Annotated in this window: 21 protein-coding genes; 11 read left to right on the forward strand and 10 right to left on the reverse strand. The window is 62.9% G+C overall.

All coding sequences use genetic code 11. The features are described 5' to 3' along the window. The first annotated feature begins 49 nt into the window (after positions 1 to 49). Positions 50 to 1156, forward strand: a complete 1107-nt coding sequence (locus BPHYT_RS22995; protein ID WP_012426517.1) for a porin — start codon at positions 50 to 52, stop codon at positions 1154 to 1156. A 28-nt stretch (positions 1157 to 1184) separates the two neighbouring features. On the opposite strand, the gene BPHYT_RS23000 is transcribed toward BPHYT_RS22995, so the two are convergent. Together BPHYT_RS23000 and BPHYT_RS37475 are read right to left on the reverse strand one after the other, a co-directional pair. Then, entirely contained in the window at positions 1185 to 1781 is a 597-nt protein-coding gene (locus tag BPHYT_RS23000; RefSeq protein ID WP_012426518.1) for a molybdopterin-dependent oxidoreductase, read from the reverse strand. Between the two features lie 412 nt (positions 1782 to 2193). Further along, positions 2194 to 2370: a hypothetical protein gene (locus BPHYT_RS37475; protein WP_083772092.1), complete on the reverse strand. Its 177-nt coding sequence runs from the start codon at positions 2368 to 2370 to the stop codon at positions 2194 to 2196. Positions 2371 to 2546: 176 nt separating this feature from the next. On the opposite strand from BPHYT_RS37475, the gene BPHYT_RS23005 reads away from it, so the two are divergent. Next, a complete protein-coding gene (locus tag BPHYT_RS23005) occupies positions 2547 to 3095 on the forward strand; it encodes a carboxymuconolactone decarboxylase family protein (protein WP_012426519.1) in 549 nt (182 codons plus the stop codon). A 113-nt stretch (positions 3096 to 3208) separates the two neighbouring features. Then, positions 3209 to 4066 carry a helix-turn-helix domain-containing protein gene (locus BPHYT_RS23010; protein WP_012426520.1) on the forward strand — a complete coding sequence of 286 codons (858 nt, stop codon included), beginning with the start codon at positions 3209 to 3211 and terminating at the stop codon, positions 4064 to 4066. Positions 4067 to 4125: 59 nt separating this feature from the next. Here the strand turns inward: BPHYT_RS23010 and BPHYT_RS23015 are convergent, their stop codons facing one another. The 6 genes from BPHYT_RS23015 to BPHYT_RS23040 form a co-directional block, all read right to left on the reverse strand. Continuing rightward, positions 4126 to 5319: a porin gene (locus BPHYT_RS23015; RefSeq protein ID WP_012426521.1), complete on the reverse strand. Its 1194-nt coding sequence runs from the start codon at positions 5317 to 5319 to the stop codon at positions 4126 to 4128. A 193-nt stretch (positions 5320 to 5512) separates the two neighbouring features. Then, entirely contained in the window at positions 5513 to 6868 is a 1356-nt protein-coding gene (locus BPHYT_RS23020) for a c-type cytochrome (RefSeq protein ID WP_012426522.1), read from the reverse strand. After that, entirely contained in the window at positions 6865 to 8643 is a 1779-nt protein-coding gene (locus BPHYT_RS23025) for a GMC family oxidoreductase (protein ID WP_012426523.1), read from the reverse strand. The genes BPHYT_RS23020 and BPHYT_RS23025 overlap by 4 nt, the downstream gene beginning before the upstream one ends. Next, a complete protein-coding gene (locus tag BPHYT_RS23030) occupies positions 8643 to 9383 on the reverse strand; it encodes a gluconate 2-dehydrogenase subunit 3 family protein (protein ID WP_012426524.1) in 741 nt (246 codons plus the stop codon). Before BPHYT_RS23030 ends, BPHYT_RS23025 begins: the two co-directional genes overlap by 1 nt. Positions 9384 to 9750: 367 nt before the next feature. Continuing rightward, positions 9751 to 10548 (reverse strand): hypothetical protein, encoded by a 798-nt coding sequence (locus BPHYT_RS23035; protein ID WP_012426525.1) that lies wholly within the window; start codon positions 10546 to 10548, stop codon positions 9751 to 9753. A gap of 26 nt (positions 10549 to 10574) precedes the next feature. Next, positions 10575 to 12845 (reverse strand): alpha/beta hydrolase domain-containing protein, encoded by a 2271-nt coding sequence (locus BPHYT_RS23040; protein ID WP_012426526.1) that lies wholly within the window; start codon positions 12843 to 12845, stop codon positions 10575 to 10577. A 252-nt stretch (positions 12846 to 13097) separates the two neighbouring features. On the opposite strand from BPHYT_RS23040, the gene BPHYT_RS23045 reads away from it, so the two are divergent. The 5 genes from BPHYT_RS23045 to BPHYT_RS23065 all read left to right on the forward strand — a co-directional run bounded on the left by BPHYT_RS23045 (position 13098) and on the right by BPHYT_RS23065 (position 19148). Then, positions 13098 to 13763, forward strand: a complete 666-nt coding sequence (locus BPHYT_RS23045) for a GntR family transcriptional regulator (protein ID WP_012426527.1) — start codon at positions 13098 to 13100, stop codon at positions 13761 to 13763. A gap of 131 nt (positions 13764 to 13894) precedes the next feature. After that, positions 13895 to 14215: a DUF1330 domain-containing protein gene (locus BPHYT_RS23050; RefSeq protein WP_012426528.1), complete on the forward strand. Its 321-nt coding sequence runs from the start codon at positions 13895 to 13897 to the stop codon at positions 14213 to 14215. A gap of 272 nt (positions 14216 to 14487) precedes the next feature. Beyond that, a complete protein-coding gene (locus BPHYT_RS23055; RefSeq protein WP_012426529.1) occupies positions 14488 to 15390 on the forward strand; it encodes a LysR family transcriptional regulator in 903 nt (300 codons plus the stop codon). A gap of 201 nt (positions 15391 to 15591) precedes the next feature. After that, positions 15592 to 17559, forward strand: coding sequence for an aconitase family protein (locus BPHYT_RS23060; protein ID WP_012426530.1), 1968 nt, complete (start codon positions 15592 to 15594; stop codon positions 17557 to 17559). A 122-nt stretch (positions 17560 to 17681) separates the two neighbouring features. Continuing rightward, a complete protein-coding gene (locus BPHYT_RS23065) occupies positions 17682 to 19148 on the forward strand; it encodes an MFS transporter (protein ID WP_012426531.1) in 1467 nt (488 codons plus the stop codon). A gap of 40 nt (positions 19149 to 19188) precedes the next feature. Here BPHYT_RS23065 and BPHYT_RS23070 read toward each other — a convergent pair whose 3' ends face one another. Further along, positions 19189 to 21120, reverse strand: a complete 1932-nt coding sequence (locus tag BPHYT_RS23070) for an SMP-30/gluconolactonase/LRE family protein (protein ID WP_012426532.1) — start codon at positions 21118 to 21120, stop codon at positions 19189 to 19191. Between the two features lie 162 nt (positions 21121 to 21282). Further along, entirely contained in the window at positions 21283 to 21939 is a 657-nt protein-coding gene (locus BPHYT_RS23075; RefSeq protein ID WP_012426533.1) for a FadR/GntR family transcriptional regulator, read from the reverse strand. A 225-nt stretch (positions 21940 to 22164) separates the two neighbouring features. Between BPHYT_RS23075 and BPHYT_RS23080 the strand changes: the two genes are divergently transcribed. The 3 genes from BPHYT_RS23080 to BPHYT_RS23090 are packed head-to-tail and all read left to right on the forward strand — an operon-like array spanning position 22165 to position 25998. Then, positions 22165 to 23949, forward strand: a complete 1785-nt coding sequence (locus tag BPHYT_RS23080; RefSeq protein WP_012426534.1) for a gamma-glutamyltransferase family protein — start codon at positions 22165 to 22167, stop codon at positions 23947 to 23949. 48 nt (positions 23950 to 23997) lie between these two features. Then, positions 23998 to 25410, forward strand: a complete 1413-nt coding sequence (locus BPHYT_RS23085; RefSeq protein ID WP_012426535.1) for an MFS transporter — start codon at positions 23998 to 24000, stop codon at positions 25408 to 25410. Between the two features lie 33 nt (positions 25411 to 25443). Then, a complete protein-coding gene (locus BPHYT_RS23090) occupies positions 25444 to 25998 on the forward strand; it encodes a GAF domain-containing protein (RefSeq protein WP_012426536.1) in 555 nt (184 codons plus the stop codon). Position 25999: the final 1 nt, after the last annotated feature.

The raw sequence follows: 25999 nt of genomic DNA on the forward strand, positions 1-25999 counted from the left end.
CGGTTTTCCACGCCCACGCAGTTTTCCTTCCAACGTTTCACCACACGCCATGAAAATCAAAATCGCTTTCCTCGCGACACGCGTCGCGGGCTCGGCTGCGCTCGTCGTTTCCTCGACGGCTTTTGCGCAGAGCAGTGTCACGCTTTATGGCAGTCTCGACGCAGGTCTCGGTTATGTGAGCAATCTGCACGGCTCATCGGCTTATATCGCCGAGCAGGGCACCCTGCAGGCCGATCGCTTCGGCCTTCAGGGAGTGGAGGATATCGGCGCGGGCCGTTCGGTCGTGTTCCGACTCGAGAGCGGTTTCGTCACGACGACCGGCGCCTCTGCGAGCAGCACGACGTTCTTTAATCGTCAGGCGTACGTGGGATTATCCGATCCGCTGTTCGGTACGGTGACGCTCGGCCGTCAGACCGACTGGAATTTCGACTGGCTCGGGTCGGTCTCGACGGGTCAACTACTCGGCGATTTCTCCGCGTTTCACCCCGGCAATCTGGATGGTCTCGGCAGCACCTTGCCCGTGCAATTGTCGAGCACGGTGAAATGGAAAAGCGCCAGCTATAGCGGCCTGACGCTCGGCGCGCTCTATGGATTTCCCGGCGCGGCGGCCAGCAATACCAACGGGCGGACCATCAGCTTCGGCGCCAACTATACGAATGGTCCGCTCAGGCTGGTGGCGGCGTATTCCGAGTATCGCGACCGTTTGCTGCCGCTGTCGAACGGGCTCGGGTTGACTTCGTTCGAAGGGCAGACGCTCGTACCCGGCGGGAGCTTCAACGCAAAACAGGTGCGCGACATGGGCATCGGCGGATCGTACCGGTTCGAGCGGGTGACGCTGCATGCGCTCGCCACCGATGTACGGATCGCTTCGAACGGCGGCAGCGAGCACTTTCGCAGCTTCGACGGCGGCGCCAATCTTCGCTTGACGCCGGCCGAGGAAGTCGCGGCGGGAGCCTGGACCGCGACGCTCGACGGGCATCGCTGGACGCAATTCACGGTGGCGAACGTGTATTCGTTGTCGAAGACGACGCAGCTTTACGCTGACCTGATGTTCGAGACCGCGGGCGGCGGCGCGGTGGCGAATACGCTTGGTATTGGAGCTGCGTCAGGTGGGCGGCAGACGGTGGTTCTTGCCGGGGTTCATCATTTGTTCTGAGGTCGCGCCCGGCGGCGCATCTCAGCCTTTAAGCCTCGGTTACCTGCAGATGATACAAACCCCAAGGCGACAGTTCGAAGCGGTCCTTGAGCGGCTTGCTCGACAACTCAGGGATGTTGTCTGCGTCGTAGGTAGCCCACAACGGACCGACTCCGCCGAGCGGCAGCGGCTTGCCGTCCATTTGCGTCGCCACGATGAATTGATAGGCGCGCACCTTGTCGAGCGTCGTCGCGACTGCGTAGCCGTCCACCGCGTGCATGACGATTTGCGTGCTGCCCGCGCTGGGCGCGCCGACGTGTTCGAGCACATGGGTGAGCAGTGGGCCGCTCAAGGTGTGCTGACGGGAATCGTATTCGGTGGTGGGCCTGATCGTCACCGCCGGCATGCCGGCGAGCGAAGCGAAATCGACGGCGTACGCTTCGGAGAACTTCACCTGATGCTTGGCGAGCAACTGGTCGAACGCGGGATCGAGCGCGCCGCGATTGTGGCGTTTGATCGCGCCGGTGATCGTCAGAACGACGGGCGATGCCGCACAGGCTTCTTTCCGGACGCGCTGGCTACCGAAAGCAGGCGCAGCGGTCACGCCCAGCAGTGCAGCGCTGGTCAGGAAATTGCGTTTATTCATTGCTGGTCTCCGGACGATGAGAAGGGCGACGAGTTCGGCCAGATCGTCGCGGCCTCTATTGTCGGGTAATTGCTGCTCACTGTGTTACGACCTGGCTTGATATATCGCGCTGATCCCTATGCTGCGGGACGTAGGCCGCACGTGTGTTGCCGCAGCGTTGGAACACATGCGGCTCTTCGCAGGCTGATGGGGAAATCGGGCACATGTCGCGGTTTTGCGCTGTCGATAAACAGATTGGATGACGTGGCGTGCACCTTTGGTGCCTCGTATTGAGCTTTCGGATTCTACAATGGCGACTCGCGTAGCGAACAGTGGCGAGGTGAACATGGTAAGCAAGGCAATGTTGGCGGCGAGTGCGCGTGGCGCTGGGTTGGTGCCGCGCGCAGATGCCACGCCCGCAGTCAGATTGAATTCATGGCACTACTCTCCGCGAAGCCATGGCGTTACCAGGATGAAAAGAAGCCGTATCGAAGCGCGCGTTGTCGAATTGACACGATAGACGCTCTTCACCCACCCCCATGCTCTTGCGGCGAATGCTTATCCGCCCTATGAGCTCAGTGTTGCCGATATGCGTGCCGCCGCAAGGCATGAGGTTGTCTTCGCATTGCCAATAGCGGGCGTCGAGTCACTCACTCGCTAGCCGACACGGTGGCAAGATTCGCCGTTTCTATTACATCCCAGGTAATTGCCGCCCCTCACCCCCACGCCTAATCTTCGGTTGTCGCGCGGTTCACCCCGAACCCCGTTCACTATCGAGGACACATCATGTCGAAGTTTCAAGTTCACACCATCGGCTCCGCACCGGAACAATCCAAACCGGTATTGCAGCAACTCCAGCAGACCTTCGGCTTCATCCCCAACATCGCGGGCGCCATGGCCGAATCGCCCATGCTGATCGGTGCGTTCATCAATCTGTTTCAGAAAGTCCATTCGGGCACGTTCACGGAAGCGCAGATCCAGACGCTGTTGCTGACCAACGCCGTCACCAATGCATGTACGTGGGCGGTCGCATTTCACACAGCATTGGCGTTGAACGAGGGACTCACGCCCGCCGATGTCGAAGCGCTTCGCGCAGGCCGCGCGCCTGCGGACCGCCAGCATGCCGCGCTTTCCACGTTGACGAAAACCGCGATCCTGAGGCGCGGCCATCTCGACGAGCGCGACATCAGCGCATTTCTCGAAGCCGGTTTCCGTCGTGATCAGGTACTCGAAGTGCTGGCGGTGGCGGCGGCCTCGACGATCACGAACTACGTGGGCAGCATCACGCAACCTCCGTTGGAAGCGCAGTTTCAGGTCCACGCCTGGACGGCTTGATTCTCGTAAGGGAAGGCGCGCTCAGCGCTAGCGAGTATGCTGACCGACGAGGTTCGGCCGAGCTGTGCTCGCCGAACCCGTTATCTGTATCGTCTTGCGGACAGGAACACACGATGAATCCGGCGAACCCAGTAAAAAAAACGCCCCCGAACGATCTCGGCATCTTGATGCGCCACTGGCGGGATGTGCGCGGCATCAGCCAACTGGACCTCTCGTTCAATGCGGGCGTGTCACAGCGTCATATCAGCTTCATCGAAAGCGGACGCAGCGTGCCGAGCCGTCAGATGCTGATGGATACCGCGCAGGCACTCGACATCCCCCTGCGCGAACGTAACACGCTGCTGCTGGCCGCAGGCTACGCGCCGATGTATGCCGACGCCGCCTGGAATGCACGAGAAATGCAAAGCGTCACGAATGCGCTCGGACGCATGCTGCGTCAGCATGAGCCGTTTCCGGCACTGGTCATGGACCGCTACTGGAACGTGCTGATGACCAACGAGGCGGCGCCGCGTTTTTTTGACTGCTTCATCGACATGGCGGCGCGCACGGGGCCGCGCAACATGTTGCATCTGGTGTTCGATCCGGACGGTATGCGCCCATTCGTGAGCGACTGGCAGACCGTGGCGGACAGTCTGATTCAGCGGGTCTACCGCGAGTCGGTGGGGCGCGTGATCGACGATCGGACGCGCGAGTTGCTCGACGCGTTGCGCGCCTACCCGGATGTGGAAACGAACATGCAGCCGGGGCCTTCCGACTTGGCGGCCGGGGCCGCGGCGGCCATGCCGGTGATCCCGATCGGCTTCGTCAGAAACGGCTACGTCATGAAGTATTTCTCGATGGTCGCGACCGTAGGCACGCCGCAGACGATCGCAGCGCAGGAGTTGCGCCTCGAATGCATGTTCCCCGCCGACGACGAAACGGAAGCCCGTCATCTGGAGATGCTCGACGCGGCGCCGCAGTCGCAGCGCTAGATCAATTGGCGGACGGCGCCGCAGCCGCCGCCGTTGAACCGCGCCGCCGCATCGAAGCTTTAAAACTTATGCCGCACACCGATGCTGACAATGGCCTGCGACTGCGCCGCCGACGAGTGGCCATTACCCTTGTCGCTAACCGATGCGGTAGCCGCGACCGGATTGCCGAGCGCATCCAGCGTGCCGCCCGACGCGTGCTGGTAACCACCCATCAGATAGACAGTCGAACGCTTGGACAGCGCATACTGCCCGCCGAGCGTCACGTTGTGATACTGCGCGCGCTCATCCACGCCATCCACTTCGCCGCCACGCGTGTAGCTGTAGCCCGCGAACAGTTGCACGGCGGGACGGATCGTCCATTGTCCGAACACGCCCGCGATATTGAACGTGGCGTGTCCCTTGAACAGCGAGTCCGCGCCGGAGCGATACTGCACGTTGCTGTAATTCACGCCGACGATCGCCGGCCCGAAGTTGTACGTCGCGCCCGTCGCGATGATCTGTTGCGATTGCGCGCTCGCGTAGCCTTCGTTGATGGATGAATTGAACAGACCGTCGTCCGTACCGTTCCACTTGCCGTAAGTCGTGTCCCGCGCACCGGTCTTGCTGTTGTCGGAGCGTTCGAAGCCGACGCCCACATGCAACGGGCCGTTGCCGTAGGCGGCACCCACGCTCCAGGTATTCTGCTGCTTCAGGCTGCCGGGCTGGCCACCGAAACCGTACAGCGCGCCGAACGTGAAGCCCGCATAGTTCGCGCTCGTGTACTTGATGGAGTTGTTGACGCGCGCGGTCTGATCCAGATCGTCGATATCGCCCGGATGCGCGCCGTAACCGCCGACCATCGCCACCGGCGCGACAGGCGAAACGAAGTCGTTCAGCGAGGTGTACTGGCGGCCCAGCGTGATCGTGCCGTACTGCTTGCTGCCGACGCCCACGTACGCCTGGCGGCCGAACAGGCCGCCGTTCTGGCCGGTCTTGCCGTTCGTGATATCGAAGCCGTCCTCGAGCTGGAACAATGCGTTCCAGCCGCCGCCCAGGTCCTCCTGACCCTTGATGCCCCAGCGGCTTCCGGAGAGGTTGCCGCTCGTCGCGGCGACGTTCGAGTGGCCGCTATAGTTTCCAGTGGTGCCGGTGCGCTCGTTGCTGCGGTACGAAACGCCGGCATCCACGATGCCGTACAGCACGACGGCGCTCTGCGCGGACGCAATGCCGGCGAACGACATCAACAGGGGGGCGGCAATCCATTGCTTTTTCATCGTATTCATAGCCTGGTTGAAACTTCTATCTCAAGTCGCCTGAATGGCGATCTCTCTTTTTTCCGCGCGCACGGATGCCCGCTCCTGAGCAACGGAGCGGACTACGTGAAGCAAGGAAGGGTGTGCGCAGCGGCGCTTGCCATGCCTGTGACGCGTCCCTCGAGTGGGACGCGTCACGCGAGGCCGCGTGCGATCAGTGGCTCAGCGCTGCGCCCGGCGGCATGTCGGGCGCGTGCACCGTGACGGTCTTGCGAACTTTGGCGACATCCGTCGCGCTGACGGTCGAGCCGCTGTTGCCCCAACTGGTGCGCACGAAGTTGGTTACATCCGCGACTTCCTGATCGTTCAGGCGCCAGCCGAAGGCGGGCATCGTGAACGAGGAGGGCGCGGTCTTCGTGCCTTCGAGCGTGCTGCCGGTGAGCAGCACGTGAATCAGCGAGGTGGCGTCCTTGCCCTGCACGACCGGATTGCCGCCGAGTGCCGGAAACACGCGGTTGTAGCCGCGACCGTCGCTGCGGTGGCAGGCCGTGCAGTTGTCGCGATAGACGGCCGCGCCCGGCGCGCTGGCGTCGCCCATGCGCAGGGCGCGTGCGGCCGTGTCGTCGTACGCGTAAGGCGTTTCCTGCGGATCGGTCGACGGCAGCGTCTTCAGATAACGCGCGATCGCGGTGAGATCGGCGTCGTTCATGTGCTGCATGCTGTGCTGCACGACGTCCGTCATGCCGCCGAAGGCCGCGCTGTGCTGCGTGCGTCCGGTCTTCAGAAACTGCACGAGATCGGCTTCGCTCCACGCGCCGATGCCGGTGCGCGGATTGCCGCGCAAGCTCGACGGAATCCAGCCGTCGATCGCCGCGCCGCCCGCGAGAAACGCCGGGCCGTCGAACTCGCTCAGCGCGCGCTCCTGCATCGTCGCCGCGCGCGGTGTGTGGCACGCGCCGCAGTGGCCGAGCCCTTGCACGAGGTAGGCGCCGCGCGCAATCACGGGATCGGCGTAACGCTTAGCGTCGAAGGAAACCGGCTCGGGCGCGAACAGGTGACGCCAGATGCCGAGCGGCCAGCGCATCGATAGCGGCCAGACGATGTCGACCGGTTTGTTCTTCTGGTTCACCGGCGCGACGCCGTGCGTGAAGTACGCATACAGCGCGTGCATGTCGTCCTGGCTCAGGCGTGCATACGATGGGAACGGCATGGCCGGATACAGCGTGTCGCCGTTCGGCTTCACGCCGGCGCGCACCGCGCGATCGAACTGCGCGAAGGTCCACGAGCCGATGCCGGTGCTGCGGTCCGGCGTGATATTGGTCGAGTAGATCGCGCCGATCGGCGTGTCGAATTTCAGCCCGCCGGCGAATGGCTTGCCTGAGGGCGCCGAATGACACGCGATGCAATCGCCGGCCCGCGCAAGATACTCGCCGTGCGCGATCAGCGTTGTGTCGTTCCGGCTTTGTGGCGCTGCCGCGTGGGCGGCAAGCGTGGTCATGCCCAGCACGGCCGCCGCGCCCACGCGTTTCATCGCCTGCGTGAGGCGTTGGATATCGATCTTCTTCGTCATACGCTCACCAGCGGCCCGGGGTTCTTCAGATACTGCGTGCGGATCGCTCGCGCCGACCAGTAAGCCAACGCCGCGACGAGTCCGGTCGGGTTATAGCCGATGCCTTGCGGAAACGCCGAGGCGCCCATCACGAATACGTTGTGCACGTCCCAGCTTTGCAGGTAGCGGTTCAGCACGCTCGTCTTCGGATCGGTGCCCATCACCGCGCCGCCCACCAGATGCGTGGTCTGATAGCGGCGCGAGTCGAAGTGCGCGCCGAATTCGCGTGTATAGACGTTGATCGACTTGGGGCCCATCTGCTGCGCGATCTTCTGCATCTGGCCGGTCACGTAGCGGGCCATCTTGATGTCGTTGTCCTTCCAGTCGAAGGTCATGCGCAACAGCGGCTGGCCGTATGAATCGCGGTAGGTCGGATCGAGGTCGAGGAACACGTCGCGGTACGACATGTTGCTGCCGTGGGCATCCATGGAAATGGTGTGCGCGTAGTGGTCTTTCACCGACTTCTTCCAGTCGGCACCCCAGTTCGGCGTGCCGGCCGGCGTGGCAATGCCGCTGATCGGCTTGGCGCCCGCCTGGTTCACCCACAACGGCGATCCGCCGACGAAACCCAGCGGGCCGTGATCGAAGTTGTCGGCATTGAAGTCGTCGACCGCGACGCCGTTGCCGCCCGCACCGATGAACGGATTGGTGAAGGTGTCCTTGTCGAAGAACGCGGTGATGGTCGAGAGGTTCTGGTACGCGAAATTGCGGCCCACCACGCCTTCGCCGGAGATCGGGTCATACGGCTTGCCGATACCCGAGAGCAGAAGCAGATGGACGTTGTGATACTGGAACGCCGCGACGATCACCAGATCGGCCGGTTGGAACACTTCGTTGCCCGCTGGATCGACATACGTCACGCCCTTGGCGCGCTTTTTCGTATCGTCGAGTTCGACGCGCAGCACGTGGCAGCGCGAACGCAACTCGAAGTTCGGCGACTGTTTCAGCGCGGGCAGAATGTTCAGATTCGGCGACGCCTTCGAATACATGTAGCACGCGTAGCCGCTGCAGAATCCGCAGAAGTTGCACGGGCCCATCTGCACGCCATACGGGTTGGTGTACGGCCCCGACGTATTCGCCGATGGCAAACGGTACGGATTCAATCCGAGTTCTCGCGCGGCCTTGCCGAAGCGCTCGGCCGAATACGTGTTCAGTTGTGCGGCGAGCGGAAAATTATCGCTACGCGGCGCTTCGTAAATGTTGCCGTCGCCCACTACCTTGCCGTTGACCTTGTACGCCTGGCCCGAGGTGCCGAACACTTTCTCGGCGAAGTCGAAATGCGGTTCGAGTTCGTCGTAGCTGACGCCGTAATCCTGAATCGTCATGCCTTCGGGAATGAAGCGCTTGCCATAGCGTTCCTCGTAGTGGCTCTTCAGACGCAGCTCTTCCGGTGTGATGCGGAAATGCACGCCCGACCAGTGCAGGCCCGCGCCGCCGACGCCTTCGCCCGGCAGGAACGCGGCCAACTGGCGATACGGCAGGGCGGTATCGTTCGGCGCATGACGGATCGATACGGTGGTCTTGGAGAGGTCGAGAAAGAGCTTCTTGCGGACGTTATAAGTCAGCTCGTCGATCGTGTTCGGATAGGCGCCGTCCGGATAGGTGTCGCGATACTCGCCGCGTTCGAGCGCGACCACTTTGAGGCCCGCTTCGGTCAGTTCTTTCGCGAGAATCGCACCGGTCCAGCCGAAGCCGACGATCACCGCGTCGACGTGCGGTTTGGTTTGCGTAGACATCAAGTGCGCTTTCCTTCGATCGACACGGGGCCATACGGATAAGCCGCGCCGTTCTGATTGACGAAGTCCATGAAATCGGCGCGCGCGCCGGGGAAGCCGATCATCTTCCAGCCGCCCATGTCGCGGTTGCCGCCGTGGATCGGATCGCAGAAGTAGCCTTCGCGCGTGTTTTGCAGCAGCTGTCCGAAGAACACGCCGGCCGGCACGTTGTCCAGATCGACGTTGCCTTTTTCGAGCGCACCGAGCACGGTGTCGCGCGTGGCGGGATCGAGGGCGTCGAAGGGATGCGCGTAAGTCTTCGTGCAGTACGCGTTGATCGCCGCGATGCCGAGGCGGTACAGATCGCGTGGCACGAGTTTCAACTGGTAGCCGAGTTCGGGTGCGCCTTGTGTGAACGGGCCCTGCATGTACCAGAGCGCGCCGTGCGCGTACGGCGTATCCATCTGCCTGTCGATGAATTCGGGCACGCCGGCTTCGACGGCGCCGGGGCCTTCGCTGTCCGACGGAATCAGGCGATCGACCGCGGCGTGGATGAACGCCCATTCTTTCGCGTCGAAGAAATGCGGCTTGTAGTCCACGCCGGATGCCCGGCCCGCGTTCGCGTCCGCGCCTTCGCTTGAGCCCGGCGCGGAAGTCGTCGTGGATTGCTTGACCTCGCAGCCGGCGAGCGTGCCGGCCGGAACCAGAGCGATAGCCGTACGTAAAAAGCCACGGCGAGAGCTAATAGGGGATGAAGGCATGTTGTTCTAGTTACCAGATTGGAGCGCGCAATTGCGTTGCGGCAGTCATCGGATTGCCGGCCGGATGATAAATGGAACCGGTTCCAAAGTCTTGCGCCTATTTTTACAATAGCTTGTTTCGTGGAGTGATGAAATGCCGCATCTCGGCGAAAAGCCCTTTTAAATCAAGGGGGCGTCAAACCAGAATAGGGCGGCGACGGCTTTTCTTCAAACGCTAGTGACAGTCGGCGCCTGTTGCGATAACGAAACAGGAGCGTGTCGAGGTCTTCGAAGGGGTGAAGGCGCGTTGCGTTATCGCGGCATTGATCGCGGGGTACGGCGAGCCGGTAAGGACGATGGACTTGTAATGATCACGAGTGGCACGCGATCAGCGCGGAAAGTAAATCGCCACGAAACCCGGATTCTGATTCGTCGCACCGCTCGCCGGAATACTTTGTTCGACCAGCACGGTCTGCTGCGCGGCGTTGTGGTAAATCCTCAACCTGATGGTCTGCGGATTCGCGGGCTGGCTGCTGTCAAGATAGCCGGCATCCGACAACATCGAGGCAGCTTGCGCGGCGGTAAAGCTCTGATTGACTGTCGTGACGGTGGTGGACGGATTGCCGTCGAACACGTTATCGGAGAAGCTGCCGTCCGCGTTGACCGTCAAGGTGGACGACGGCGAAGGCGCGCCTTCTGCCTTCGCGCCGCAGTTTTCCCAGCCGTCGAACACGGCGCCGCTCGCACCGAGCGTCGTCCAGTTCGCGGACGGCGTGCTTGACACACTCCAGGTATTGTCCAGCAGCGCGGCCACGCTCTTGATATTGACGCCCGCGTTGACGCCGCGCACCGTGCCGGTACTGTTCGTGGGCGCCGACACGCATGCCGTACCGGCGCCCGAGACGTTGGTGGCCAGATGCGTCGACACGAGCGCGTTGTTGCCCGCCACGAGCAGCGGGGCAGCGACGGGACTCACCAGCATGGCGTTGACGGTCGTCGTCGCCGCGATGAGCGACAGCGAAACGGCACCGACGCTGCCGAGCGCCGTGCTGTTCTGATACGCCGAAGCATTCGAAGACGGAGCGGGCGGCGCACCGGCACTGTCACTACCGCCACCACCTCCGCATGCAGCAACCAGCGCAGCGACGGCGAACGCGGCGGCGGTGCATCCTGCTCTGTGCATCATGTCGTTCGCTCCCGGCGCGCGGCCGCTCAAGGTTGCGGCAGCAAAGTCGCGGACACGGCGCTTGCGTTCGCAATGAAGACGTTGGTGGCGTCGTCCTGCAGCAGATAGCCCTGACTGACCAGCGCGTTCGCCGCGGCCGCGACCGCGGCCTGATACTTCGAGCGGCTGCCGCCATACAGCGTGGCGAGCGTAGTGCGCGTGTCGGTGCCGCCGGCCTGCGCGGCGGCGTTCACCGCGAACGGAATCGCGGCGCCGTTCGAAATGCAGCCGTCGCCGATCGCATGTCCCGCGCCGCGATAGTTCCAGCCGGTGTAAGTGGCAAGCGGGGCGGCGACGTCGGGCACCAGCACGCCTGAGGTTTCATTGCCGTTGGCGTCCACTTTCGGCACGAGAATCGTGTACGCCTGCGCCGTGTTCACCACGGGAACCGCATTGCTATAGTCGGTCACGAACAACTGGTTGTACTCGCCATTAAAGGTCAATTGCAGCGAGGTGGGCGTCGCGGCCGCACCGCTTGGCACCATCACGTTGGTCAGCGATGGGAAGCCCACGGTGGCCTGAGTCGGCGCGACCAGCGTGCCGGCCGCCACGGTCGGATATTGCGATGCGGGCGGCGGCGTGCCCTTGCCGACCCAGGCGACGAGCGCCGGAATCAGCGCGCGTTCGACCGGTGTTTCTTCGACCGGCGAGCCCGGCAACTGGCACTGACTGCCCGCGGCCGGAACGGTCATGTTGCCGGTCGTCACGCCACTGCCGCCGCCGTGCTGCGTGCCTGCCACCAGGTAGTAGCGCACATTGGAAGGCAACTGGATGTCGTTGCCGCGTCCGTCGGTCACGACCAGCGACGCCGCGCCGCCCCACCACTCGAAAGCGCCGTCGAGTTGCATGATCTTCGGACAGGTGTTGGTGGCCGTGCATGCTTTCAGGATGCCGTCAGTGGCGCCGCTCACGGGGTCGGTCGTGGTCGCGTAAGTGAACGGGAACTGGAAGCCCGGCATGAAGTGATCTTCATGCTGCTTCGACCAGCGGCCGGGCTGCGCGAAGGCGGCATTGGTCCACGTGCGGCGCGCGGCCGAGATGATCGGGAACATGCCGTCGAACACGATCTTGCCGTGCTTGTCGACGTTGAAGCCTTGGTACAGGAAGTCCTTCATGAAGCGGCCCGATTGCGAAATCCCTTCGCCGATCGCGATATCGAAGTTCGTGCTGGTCGAGCAGGTCGTGGCCGCGCATCCGGCGTTCTTCAGATCGTTGAGCGGATTGGCGACGCCTTGCGCGTCGGCCGTATCGTATCGAAGGAACGACACCAGGTCGCGCAAGGCCGCGAAACCGATGCCGTCGACGGTCGGCGCGGCGGCTTGATAGACGAAGCTGTAAATGGTCCCGGCATCAGGCGCAACCTGCGTGCCGTTCGGGCCCGGCACGGTCGCGGGCGGCGTGAACGTGACGGAGTAGTTGCCTTCGTAGACATTGTTCGGCGTACTGACGTAGCTCCATGTCGTCACCGGCTGGGACGGCGCGGTATAGGTTTCGAGCCCGCCAGGAATACTGCCGTACGCGGTGAGCCACGACTGGCGCGCAGTGAACGTGACTGAACTCTTGTCGGACAGGTTGGCCGGCGGATACGTCAACGGAATAGTGGTGGGCGGGCCGCCCGCATAGTCCGGAATGAATTCTTCGCGGCTCAGGCCGGTCATCGGCGTGCCGTCCTTGTTGGTCGCCACCGGGAAGCTGGCGCCGAGCAGGCCGGCGCCGGACGTGGTGCTGTTGCCGGCGAGCGGCACGTCGCCTTGCCAGCCGCTCCACAGGATCGTATAGCCGTTGCGCAGCAGCGATGGGAAGCTGGATGAGGGCGCCGCGCCGGTATCGAGCGCGCCGCCGCCCACGAACGACGCCGCGCCGATCTTGCTGCCGCGATTCACGACGTCGTAGAACAGCACGCGTTTGGCGGCCGACGCGTTCTGCGGGCGCAGGATCACCACGTCGGTCGTATAGGCGACGTAGCCGTCGCTGCCGACCGGCGCGTTCTTGAGGTTCACGATGCCCGCATTGAGCGGGTCGTTCGGATCGAGTTCGCCGTGTACGACCGCGCTGATCACCTGGTAGGGGCCCGCCGCGCCGGCTGGCGTGGCGCCGCCGAACGCCGGTGCGCTCGACACGATCTGGAAGCTCTGGATGAAGCCGGCGCCCTTCGCCATGGCGGGCGAGGACGACGACACGCTGTCGTGCCCGCAGCCACCGAGCAACGCGATTCCGACACCCACTCCTACGGATACAGCTACCGACTGCACCTTCATGGTCAGGCCTCCGAACACGGTCAGGGAAAAGGAGTGCGCGCGTGTAGATGCGACGGACCGTGATCGGAAGAACAACGCGAACAACGCGGATATGCCGAAAGTGGCCTGTCAATATTTTGTAAGGGGTTTATCTTTATATTTATAAACCTCATCCGTATTTATAATTCGACTGACACCGTTCTCAACTATCGTTTACGCGTACGGTGGCAGGATGCTCGTTGTGGTCAACTCGGTTCCGTATGGAGTCCAAACATGACAAACAAGCTCACGCTCGCAGACCAGCTGCGCGAATCCATCGAGGAAGCCATTGCGACCGGCGACCTGCCGCCGGGCGCGCCGCTCGACGAGGCCGAATTGATCGCGCGCTTCGAGGTGTCCAGAACGCCCGTGCGCGAGGCGCTTCTCCAATTGGCCGCGGCAGGTATGGTGGAGATGCGGCCGCGGCACGGCGCCGTGGTCGCGAAGATCAGCCTGCACAGGCTGATCGAGATGTTCGAGGTGATGGCCGAACTCGAGGCGATGTGCAGCCGCCTTGCCGCGCGGCGCATGAACGCGCAGGAATTGCAGACGCTGCGCGAGGCGCACGTGGCATGTCAGAAAGCGCGCGACGCCGGCAGCCCGGACGAATATTTCCATCTGAACGAGCGCTTTCACTGCCTGATCTATCAAGGCAGTCACAACAGTTTTCTGCACGACCAGGCGAAGGCGCTCCATAAACTGCTGCGCCCGTACCGGCGTTTGCAGTTGCGCGTCAAAGGCCGCGTGGCCGCCTCGTTCGATGAACACCAGGCGGTCGTGGACGCGCTCGAAGCGGGCGACGGCGAAGCCGCTGCCGCCGCGTTGAGAGGGCACATTCTGGTTCAGGGAGAACGCTTCGGCGACCTGATTGCCGCGCTTGCGCAAGTCAGCGCGCAATAGCGGCGTGGCGCTTGCCTCGTGTGCGACGCGGCGGGTTTTTTTACCTCACAGGTAATCGACGCGCCTCATGCCCGAGCCGACCATGAGCGGCATGCAAGTACCCGCATCCACTCATGACCAGGAGCCACGCCATGACTGCCTACGCGATTGCCCATCTGCACGACGTTGAGCCGGGCGACGACATCGTCGAATACCTCAATTGCATCGATGCCACGCTCGCGCCGTTCGACGGCCATTTCATCGTGCATGGCGCACGCCCCGAGATACTCGAAGGCGAATGGCACGGCGATCTGATCGCGATTGCGTTTCCCGATCTCGCCGCCGCGCGCGCCTGGTACCGCTCGGAAGTGTATCAACACATCCTGCCGTTGCGCACGCGGCATGCGCGTGGGCCGGTGATTCTGATCGACGGCGTGGACGAGCGGCACAAGGCAACCGACATCCTGAAGTGAAACGCGTCGGCGTCCTTGTAGTGAGTTCATGTCGTGTCTCCGGATAACTTCTTCTGGCTTATAGGGAACCAGGCGTAGCCGGGTTCCGCCGACGTTGACGCGTCTTACTGTGTTCGTTGCGTAGTGTAATCAGCAAAGAGGCTAATCGAAAGTCGGTTGTGGGAATGACAGGTTGACCTGGAGAAGGGCGTTACACTTGCCCATCTTTTCTGCCAGGCTCCCTTCATGCCGATGCCGTGTTCTACGGACTCACCGCGCATGAAGCAGCAACAATGGAAAACCTTCTCAAGAAACTCGACCTCACCTCGCTGCGCCTGTTCGTTGCCGTCTGCCAGGAGCGCAATATCGCGCGCGCGGCGGAGCGCGAGTTCATCGCATCGTCCGCGGTAAGCCGGCGCATCGCCGAGATCGAGGCGGTGATCGGCTTGCCGGTGATCCAGCGCCAGTCGCGCGGCATCACCGTGACGCCGGTCGGCGAGACCGTGCTGCGCTACGCGCTGGCGATCATCGGCAATATCGAGCAGATGAGCGCGGAGTTGTCGCGCTTTTCGTCGGGCGCGAAAGGGCGCGTGCGGGTGGTGGCGAATCTGTCCTCGATCGTGCAGTTTTTGCCGGAAGACGTGGCCGCGTTCGGGCGCGCGTTTCCGGAGGTGTCGATCGAACTGGAAGAGGAAAATAGCGCCGACGTGCTGCGGATTGTCGGTGAACACGCGGCGGACTTCGGCATCTGCAACGCGGTGGCGGGCGCCGAGGCGTTCGAGCAGGTGCCGTACCGGCAGGATCGGCTGGCGGTGCTGGTGCCGGGTGGCCATCGGCTCGCGGGCGCGTTGCGGGTGAGCTTCAACGATCTGCTCGATGACAGCTTCGTCGGGCTGCGCAGCGAGAGCGCGCTGACGCAACTGCTCACGCAACAGGCCGCCGGCGCGGGGCGGCAACTCGACGTGAAGATTCGCGTCAGCAGTCTCGACGCGCTTTGCCGGATGGTGCATGCCGGTCTCGGCATCGCGATCGTGCCCGAACAGGTCGGGCTGCTCTATTTAAATGCGCTCGATGTGAGCCTGCTGTCTCTGAGCGATGCGTGGGCGGTGCGCCGCCTCATCATGATCTTCAAGGCGCGCGATCAGTTGAGCGCGAGCGCGGCGGCGCTGGTCGGGTTTCTCGGCAAAGGCGGTTGACGCGCGCCACGGCGCGCGAATTGGCAGATGCGTGCCTGTGCCGCTGGCCGGCTTTAGTATGCCGGCGGTGACACGCCAACGCCCGGACCACCATGTCCAGCACCATCGCGCCAAGCATCGCCAAACGAGAGGTCTGCGTTGCCGCACCGGCACTTCGGCATTGCCCGCGCGCGCCGTATAGTGGTCGCAAGGAGAATGCATATGAGCGACACGATTCGTCTGGACGGCCGCGTGCTGTACCTGTCCCAGGACCCCGCGGTGATCGAGGCGCAACTCGCCGGCGAGAACTTCACGCGCGCCACAGCCGGTCCGCTTCGCGACAACGTCTCCACCGACGAGATCACGCCGGTCACCGTCATGCTCACCTACGACGAGCGCCTCGGCCAGTTTCCGTATGTCGGTTTCAAGGCCGGCGAGCGCATGCCGATCGGCCGCAATGCGGTGAAGAACGGCGGCTTCCAGGTGACGGTGGCGGGCAAGCGCTACGGCAAGGGATCGTCGCGCGAATCGAGTCCGTTGGCGGAACTCTCGGCCGGTATCCGGCTGATCGTCGCGGAAAGCTTCGAGCGGATCTATCAGCAGAACTGCGACAACATCGGCATTCTCACCACGACTGACTTTTCCGTGCTCGATCGTTTGAGCGCGGGAGAAGCGGTGCCGATCGACGAATTTCTCAAGGGACGCGACGCGCTCACGCAGCAGATCATTCGCAGCGGCGGCCTGCTCGCGTACAGCAAGTTCGCCGACTGGCCCGCGCCGCGCGTGGGCGATAGCGCTAACGCTGATGCTTGCGCTGACATGGCGCAGGCCGCGCAGCCGAAGACGCTGGTCGAGAAGATCATCGAGCGCCATCTGCATCCGGCCAGCGTGGGCGCGCAGCGCGGCGACGGCGTGTTCATCGCCGCGGACTGGCGCTTCAGCCACGATTACTTCACCGGCATGTGCGCGCATCTGATGCATCGCGCGTTCGGCAAGCCGGCGCCGCTGCATGCGCCGGATCACATCATCGCGTTCCAGGATCATCTGGTGCTCGCATCGCAAAGCATTCCGCACGTGCGCGACGGCCTGCTGCCAGGCGTCGCCAATCTCATGGAAGGGCATACGTCGTTCTCGCGCGACTATCCGGTGCGCTCGCACGGCGCGCTCGACGGCATGCCGGGCTCCGAAGGCATCTGTCACGCGTTGATGGCCGAGCAATACGCGTTGCCGGGGCAAGTGGCGTGCGGCACCGATTCGCACACGCCGCATTCAGGCGCGCTCGGCTGCCTCGCATTCGGCGCGGGTGCAACGGAAATCGCCAATAGCTGGGTGACGGGCTATGTGCGCTGCAAAGTACCGGAGACCTTGCGCATTGAAATCAGCGGCCAATTGCGCGACGGCGTGACCGCGAAGGACGTGGTGCTGCATCTGCTGCAAATGGACGCGATCCGCTCGGGCGGCGCGATCGGCCTCGTGTTCGAATACGGCGGTTCGGCGGTGCGCGCGATGTCGATCGACGAGCGCGCGACCTTGACCAACATGGTCGCGGAACTGGGCGGCTTCACCGGCATCGTGGAACCGGACGAGCGTACCGTGGCGTTTCTCAAAGAGCGGCGCGGTGTTGATTTCACCCTTGAAAACTGGATGAAAAGCGATGCGGGCGCCACCTATCGCGACACGATCAGTATCGACGCAAGCGCGATCCAACCGATGCTCGCGCGTCCCGGCGACCCCGGCAACGGCGTACCGGCGCTGCAACTGGAACAGGATGTCGCCATCGATATCGCTTATGGCGGCTCATGCACGGCGGGCAAGCGCGAAGACTTCGATTTCTATCACGAAGTGCTGCATTGGGGCGTCGAGCAAGGCCTTAGGGTGCCCGAGGGGACACGTCTCTACTTGCAGTTCGGCACCATGGCGGTGCGCGCGTATTGCGAGGAGCGCGGCTATTTGCCGGTCTTCGAGCGCGCGGGCGTGACGCTCGTCATGCCGGGCTGCGGGTCGTGCGCGAATTGCGGGCCGGGCCAATCGGCCGAGGCGAACGAAGTGACGATCAGCGCGATCAACCGCAATTTCCCGGGCCGTTCGGGACCGGGCAATGTGTGGCTCGCGAGTCCGTACACGGTGGCGGCGAGCGCGCTGGCCGGAAAAATCACGACCTTCGAACAATTGAAGCGCGTGCGCGGCTAGAATGCTGGCCGGACCGTCGGGCCCGGCATCGTGGTGCGTGTGACGCGCGAAAGTACAAGAGGCCGGCGAGACCGGTCCAGCGAGCCCTATCGTTTCGCGAGTATCACCAGGAGACAAACAACATGGCATCCCCCGATCACGCCGGGTCCGTCGCGAAGCAAAGCGGCGGCGCGGCGCATTCCGATAGCACAGTCAATCGCACCGTCGCGGCCGCGCCGCTCGACGCCGGCAGCATTTCCGCGCGTCTCGACCGGCTGCCCGCCACGCGCTCCGTCTGGAAGCTGGTGGTGTTGCTGAGCCTCGGCTTCTTCTTCGAACTCTACGATCTGCTGTACTCCGGGTATGTCGCGCCAGGCCTCGTCAAAAGCGGTCTGCTGAGCGCGACCACGCACGGCCTGTTCGGCTCGACCGGTGTCGCAAGTTTCATCGCGGCGCTGTTTAGCGGCCTCTTTATCGGCACGATCGCGTGTGGCTTTCTCGCGGATCGCTTCGGACGTCGCGCCGTGTTCACGTATTCGCTGCTGTGGTACACGGCGGCCAATGTGGTGATGGCGTTTCAGGAAACGGCGACGGGGTTGAACTTCTGGCGCTTCGTGGCAGGGATCGGCATCGGCGTCGAACTGGTGACGATCGGCACGTACATTTCCGAACTGGTGCCCAAGCAGATTCGCGGCCGCGCGTTCGCGTGCGAGCAGGCGGTCGGTTTTACGGCTGTACCGGTGGTGGCGTTCCTGTCGTATCTGCTGGTGCCGCGCACATTGCTTGGTCTCGACGGTTGGCGCTGGGTCGTGCTGATCGGCGCGCATGGCGCGCTGTTCGTGTGGTGGATTCGTCGCGCGTTGCCGGAAAGCCCGCGCTGGCTCGCACAGCAAGGACGTCTTGCCGAAGCCGACCGCGTGATGACGGCGCTCGAAGCCAAAGTGCGCCGCGAATACGGCCGCGAGTTGCCGCCGCCCGCGCCGCCGGTGGCAGTCGCGCCGCGCGGCAGCTTCCGCGATATGTGGGTGCCGCCGTACCGCAGCCGCACGCTGATGATGACGATCTTCAATATCTTCCAGACCGTTGGCTTCTACGGCTTTGCGAACTGGGTGCCCACGCTGCTGATCAAGCAGGGCATTACGATCACCACGAGCCTGATGTATTCGAGTGTGATCGCTTTGGCTGCGCCGGTAGGTCCGCTGATCGGCCTTTTCATCGGTGACCGATTCGAGCGCAAGACAGTGATCGTGGTGATGGCAGGTGTAAATATTGTCTGCGGCTTGTGGTTCAGCCAGGCGTCGGGCGCGGTGTTGCTGGTGAGTCTCGGTGTGTGTCTGACGCTCGCGGGCAACATCATTTCGTACAGCTACCACGCGTATCAGACCGAGCTTTTTCCGACCAGCATTCGAGCGCGCGCGGTGGGCTTTGTTTATTCGTGGAGCCGTTTTTCCGCGATCTTCACGGCGTTTCTGATTGCCGCCGTGTTGAAGCAGTTTGGCACCACTGGGGTGTTCGTCTTTATCGCTGGCGCGATGCTCATCGTCATGCTGGCAATCGGCTTGATGGGCCCGCGCACGAAGGGCATCGAGCTGGAAAAAATCTCGCGGTAGGCAACTTCGCGGTCGTAAAGATTGACGTCTTTATATCCGGTCATGGCGTCCAGCGAAAGACAGTAATGCTGGAGCCTTTGACGTTGTTCTTCGTGACCACGTACTCGCCGGTCGATCGAAGGTAGGCTTTGACGCTGTACATCGCATCGATCGCGCTGCTGGCGTCCACGGTACGGGGGCTGGTGTTAACCAGCGTTGCGTCGAGGTTGCCTGTGGAGAGATTGAACGCGTCGATGTCCGGCAAAGCTTGCCCGCTGCCGAACCAGTAGCCGACAAAAAGATAGCGGCCGGCCGCGTCAATCGACTTGGCGCCGGCGTGGGTGAGGTTGATCACCGGATTGGGTTTCGTGGTATTGCCCGCACTCCAGCCGTGATACACCTCGATCCGCGTGCCTATCCCGGTCCAATCCGTACTCCCGACCACGCCCTGTCCGAGAATCATCGTGTCACTGTCCGCGAGGTACAGGATGCGCGTCAGCGGCTGGATGCTCGCGGGAATGCGGATGGGAATGCCGGCTCCCCAGGTCGGCTTGCCGCTGGCGTCGAAGCCGGTCAGCGGGTAGTGATAGATGTTGCCGGTCCTGTCCAGACCGGCCCACACACCGCCCTTGCTGTCGATGCAGAACCCGTCCCTGACCAGGGCGGTGGTTTTGAACGCCGCGCCGGGAAGCGTGGCGTCCGGTATCGCGATGTAGCCGTTCGCGGCATTGAAGTGGAAGAAGTAGTAGACGTCGGGATTCTGGCCGGACGCCACAAGGATCCGGTTGGCGCCGACCGTGGCCAGATGAGCGAAGTGCTCGTCCCGTGACGTATCGTTGATGTCGATGCGCGGGTCCGACGGATAGGCGAACGGATCGACGGTGTTCGCGACGAAGGCGCCGCCTGCGCCGCCGCTGTAGATGTTGGTGCCGCCATAGAACATTGTGCTGTCCGTGAGCGGGTCCGGTACGGCGTCGCCCTCGAGGTTGAGGGAGCGCAGCGTCCACTGCAGGGTGCCGGCGCTGCTATACGCATGAATGTCGGTGCCGCCGTTGCGGCCGAGGTCCCAGCTTCCGCCCCACGGGTTGTTGAGCACATAGAGGTTGCCGGCGGTGTCCTTGCCGATGCCGGCGACGCGGGTGAAGCGCTTTGCGCCGACCTGGCCTTTGATGCCCGTGGTGGTGTCGAGATAACCGCCCTGAATGCCGAACGTACCGGCCAGCGTCGGCGTACCCGAGAGCGTGTAGCGCTTGATGTTCATGTCGGGCCCTTCATCGCCCACCATGAGCTGTCCCGACGACGCATCGAAATAGAGCGCCGACGGCTGCGATCCGCCAGGCATCTGAATGGTATTCAGCAGCGCCCCAGTTGGACTGAACTCGACGATCGTGCCCGCACTTTTCTGCGCGACCCAGACGTTGCCGGCGCCATCCACGGCAAGCGCCCCTGGGCTCTGAACGTTGATGTCTTTCTGCCAGATACCGTCGGTGGTGAAGATCCGCACGCGATTGCCGTCGATGTCGCTCGCATAAAGCAGCGAGCCCGCCGTGGCGAGTCCGGTGACGACGTCGACGCGCGGCTGGTTCTTCGACGCCGTGACCTGAATGAAAAGATCGCGAGCGCCGGTGGCGCGGTTGTATCGTCCCACCGCGCCGCTTCCGTACGACGCGCTGTACTGCAGCGCCACGAAAATCGACTTGGCATTACCCGTGATGGCGCTGCCCTGAAATTCGCCGTGAGCGCCGATGGATCCGGCGCTGCGGTGGTTCTGATAGATTGCGACGCCGCCCTCGTACTCGTCCCACATGGAGGCCGTGTAGATGACGCCTTCGGGCGCGACCCACATGGAACGAGCGGCGTTCCCAACATGAGCGGCGAGAGTGCCATAGGTGTTCGCCAGCCAATCAGTGGTGTTTTGCGCCTGACAGGCCGGCGCAAGCGTGGCGATCATCGCGAAGAGGAGTGCAGCATGAATTCGTTTTCTTGCGACCACTGATGCTCTCCTGAGCGTAGCGATGATGATGTGACTCGTTTAACTCAATACGAATAACGGGCAAATTTGCGCTTCCTCATTTCTAGGTCAAATTGCGGATGGACTCAAGAATGAAAAGGAACTCGCGCGGTTGAAATTTATGACTGCGCGGTCTTCACGAAATCAGCTCACCTTACCTGATGCCCGCCCTTGAACGCTCAGCAGATGCTCGCGCATGCAGCGCGCCGCTGTCTCTCCATCACGCGCTTTCATTGCATTGACGACAGCCTGATGCTGCTGGGCGAAATACTGCCGGGTCTCCTGAGCCACCGTCTTTTCACGTACGTCCGGTTTGACGCGCATGCTGTTGATGACTTCCATCAGCGCAATGAGCGCGGGATTGCGGGTGGCCTGCCCAATCAGTAAGTGAAAGCGATGATCCCATTGCTGCCACTCTTCATCGTTCTTCGCGGCAGCGTTTTTGCGCGCGCACTTTTCCAGTTCCAGCAGATCGTCCCGGCTCGCTTTGGTCGCGGCGAGTTCCGCAAGCGCGGGCTCGAACAGCAGCCGCATTTCGGCGATGTCCGCCGGGCTGGTTCCCGCGCGCAGTCCACGCAGCGTGGGGCCGAACTTCAGCGGCCGCGCGCCCAGATAGGTGCCGCGCCCGACACCGCGCCACACCCGGCCCGACGCCTCCAGTGAAGCCAGCACCGAGCGCAGTTCCCTTCTGCTGACGCCAAGGTCTTCGGCCAGCTTTCTTTCGGGCGGCAGCGCGTCGCCGTCCTTGAGTTGATGGCGGGCGATATAGCCGAGCAACCTTTCCAATGCTGTCTGTTCCATTTTTTCTCAACCGAACCAATGTTTATTGGTGCCGAAGGTAGCAGAATTGACGCGATGTGGCGCGCAGTTTCCAGAAAATATTTTGACCCGGTATATTGCAATAAGATTTCGGGTTAGCATCACGTGAAATTCACCAGCTTGGGCAGCATCTTTGGCATTTGTTCAAGTTGTACCTATCGTGATTGGTTCAGTCGCCAGTCTTCCGCGATCGCAAAGGAGCAGCGCATGTCGTTCACCACCCGCCCGGAACTGATCGGCACATTCGGCATGGTGGCTTCCACGCACTGGCTGGCCAGCGCGTCGGCCATGGCCGTGCTCGAGAAAGGCGGCAACGCATTCGATGCCGCCGCCGCCGCCGGTTTTGTTCTGCAGATCGTCGAGCCGCATCTGAACGGTCCGGGCGGCGAACTGCCGGTCGTCTTCTACAGCGCGCGCGAAGACCGCGTGCGTGTGCTGTGCGGGCAGGGCGTAACGCCCGCGAGCATGACCATCGAGCGCATGCGCAAGTTAGGGCTGGACGTGGTGCCGGGTACGGGACTGCTGCCTGCCGTCGTGCCCGGTGCGTTCGGCGGGTGGATGGCCATGCTGCGCGATTACGGCCAGTTGCCGCTCGAAGACGTGCTGAGCTACGCGATCGGTTATGCGGAAAACGGCTACCCGGTGCTGCCGCGCATGACCTCATCGATCCTCGCCATCAAGGATTTCTTCCGGACCGAATGGACGACTTCGGCCGAGCAATGGTTGCGCGACGGCGACGCACCGATGCCGAACCAGCTCTTCGCCAATCCGGCCATTGCGAACACGTATAAGCGCATTCTGCGAGAAGCGAATACCCGGCGCGACCGCAGCGAACAGTGCGAACGCGCCCGTGAGGTTTTTTATCGCGGCTTCGTGGCTGATGCCATCGATCAGTATTTCGGTTCGACGGCCGTTCTCGACACGTCGGGTCAGCGCAACCGCGGCCTGCTCGACGCCGGCGACCTCGCGCGCTGGGAACCGTCCTACGAAGATCCCGTTTCGTATGACTATGGCGACCTCCGTGTTCACAAGACCGGCCCGTGGGGCCAAGGGCCGATGTTCCTGCAGCAACTCGCGTTGCTCAAGGGCTTCGATCTCGCGGCCATGGACCCGATGGGACCGGATTTCGTGCATACGATCATCGAATGCTCGAAGCTGGCGTTCGCTGACCGCGAGGTGTTCTACGGCGACCCTGCGTTCGCGCACGTACCCATGAATGTGCTGCTGAGCGACGCCTATAACGACGAACGTCGTCGGCTGATCGACCCGCGGCGGGCGTCGCTCGAATTCCGTCCCGGCACGTTCGGCGACAGTGAGCGCCGCGCTGCGCGCATCATGGCGATGGCCGGCAAGGAACAGTCCGGCGGCTTCGGCCAGGGCGAACCGACCTTTGCGCCGTTGCCCGAACTGCGCGGCGATACGGTGCATCTCGATGTCGTCGACCGCTGGGGCAACATGGTGTCGGCCACGCCTTCGGGCGGCTGGCTGCAGGCGTCGCCGGCGGTGCCCGGCCTCGGCTTCAACGTCACCACGCGGGCGCAGATGTTCTGGATGGAAGAGGGCTTGCCGTCGTCGCTCGGGCCGGGTCGCCGTCCGCGCACGACGCTTTCGCCCACGCTGGTCACTCGCGCAGGCAAGCCCTATGCGGCGTTCGGCACGCCCGGCGGCGATCAACAGGATCAATGGTCGATCCAGCTCTTCCTCAAACACGTGCACGCCGGCATGAATTTTCAGGCAGCCGCGGATTCGCCGTCGTTTCAGACCGCGCATTTCCCGGGTTCGTTCTACCCGCGCGCGATGCATCTCGGCAAGATGTCCGCCGAGTCGCGTTTTCCGGAAAGCACCCTGGCCGAATTGCGCGCGCGCGGCCACGACCTGACGGTGGCCGAACCCTGGTCGCTCGGGCGCGTCTGCGCGGTCGGAATCAGAAACGGTCTGATGCGCGGCGCGGCGACGCCTCGCCAGATGCAGGCCTACGCGGTCGGGCGATAGCCTCGGCATGGCGGAAATCGTGTCCATTCCTTCAGGGAGAAAGTTACCGTGTCTGCCGTAGCCGCTCGTCTTGAAAGACTTCCGTTGTCGGGCTTTCACCGCAAACTCCTGCTCATCGGTGGCTTGGGGTATCTGTTCGATGGACTCGATTCATCGTCGCTCGCGTTTTTGCTGCCGGTCGTGAGCAAGCTATGGCACCTGAGCAGCGCCGAAACAGGGCTCGTCGCGAGCAGCACCTATATCGGGTACTTCTTCGGCGCGTTCCTATCAGGCGTATTCGCCGATCTGATCGGGCGTCGTCGCATCATGATGACGGCGCTGGCCATCTACTGTGTCGCGTCGCTCGCGAGTGCGGCCGCGACGGACTGGCACACGTTCTTCGCGCTGCGCATCGTCGCGGGATTTGGTTCCGGCGCGGAGACGGTGGTGATCGCGCCATTCCTCGCGGAATTCGTGCCGCGCCGCTACAGAGGGATGTTTTGCGGGGCGCTGGTCGGCTTCATGTCGTTCGGCTATCTGAGTTCGTCCATCCTCGGCTTCGTCGTGGTGCGAAATTATGTCGACGGCTGGCGCTACCTGGCCGTGGTGACCTCGTTGCCGGTCGTCATGCTGCTCTGGTGGCGCAGAACGCTGCCTGAGTCGCCGCGCTGGCTCGAAAGCCAGGGCCGGACAGATGAAGCGAACCGGATCGTCAGCACGATCGAGTCATGGTTTGCCGGCCGAGGCATTCATCTTCCGCCGGTCGGCTCCGTCGGCGTGCTTCCCGCATCGGCCCGCGCCAGCGGCAGCGCGTTGCAGAACGTGCTTACGTTATGGTCGCCGCGACTCGCACGCACCACGGCCGTCAGCTGGCTGATGTGGTTCTCGGTCGCGTTCGCGTATTACTCGTTCTTCTCCTGGATTCCGAGCCTGCTCCTCAAAGAAGGGCTCACCATGACGAAGAGCTTCGGCTATTCGATCGCGATCTACGGCGCGCAGATTCCGGGGTATTTCTCGGCCGCATGGCTCAACGAACGGATCGGGCGCAAGGCGGTGGTCGCGTCGTACATGTTGCTGGGCGGCATAGCGGCGATTGCGCTCGCGTTCTCTCATACTGGAATCGGGATCATGATCGCGGGCATTTGCCTGTCGTTCTTCATGAACGGTGCGTTCGCTGGCGTGTATGCGTACACCCCTGAAGTATTCCCGACCGCGGTGCGCACGACCGGTACCGGCTCGTCGTCATCGTTCGGCCGCATCGGCTCGGTGAGCGCGCCCATTCTGGTCGGCCTCATCTATCCCGTGCTCGGCTTCCTCGGTGTGTTCGCGATGACCACGACGGTTCTGCTGATCGGGGCCTGCGTGGTGTTCTTCCTGGGTATCGAGACTCGCAACCGCTCGCTCGAAGACATCGAGGCCGAAGAATTCGGTCGCACGCAAGATGTTCGAGGCCCGCTCAGTTCCACTGAAATACACGGCTGAATGCTGTGATTTGCTAACCTTCCCACACAGACCATGCAAGGCATCCGGATCGAAACTGCGCCGCCCAGCCCGCAAGCGCTGGACATGTCGAACCTCGAACAACTCGCCAAGGCCATGCGGGTCACGGGTCAGCCAACGGCGATTTTCCGTGCGGTTCATGACGTGGCGGCAAGCGCAATCGGCTTCAGCCTTTTCACGATCATGTCCTACGATGCGCAAAACCAGGAGGTGGAGCGCGTTTATACGAACATGCCCGACGTCTATCCGGTTGGCGGGCGCAAGAAAAAGCACGGCACGCCGTGGGCCAAACAGATCCTGCTCGACCTCCAGCCCTTTCGCGCGGAAACCCCGCAGGGCATCCGCGAAGCATTCGACGATCACACCGTGATGACCGGCATGGGCCTCGGATCGATACTGAACATTCCGATCGCGTACGACGGTCTGTGCATCGGCACAATGAACCTGACGCATCAGGAGCGGTGGTACACGAAGCGGCATGAAGAGTTGGGGTTGCTGATCGGTTCCTTCCTGGCTCCCGCTCTCGTTTCGCGCCATACGGTAACCGCCAGCAGTTCGACTTCGCTCTGAC

Source organism: Paraburkholderia phytofirmans PsJN, from assembly GCF_000020125.1.
In the GTDB taxonomy this organism is placed as follows: domain Bacteria; phylum Pseudomonadota; class Gammaproteobacteria; order Burkholderiales; family Burkholderiaceae; genus Paraburkholderia; species Paraburkholderia phytofirmans.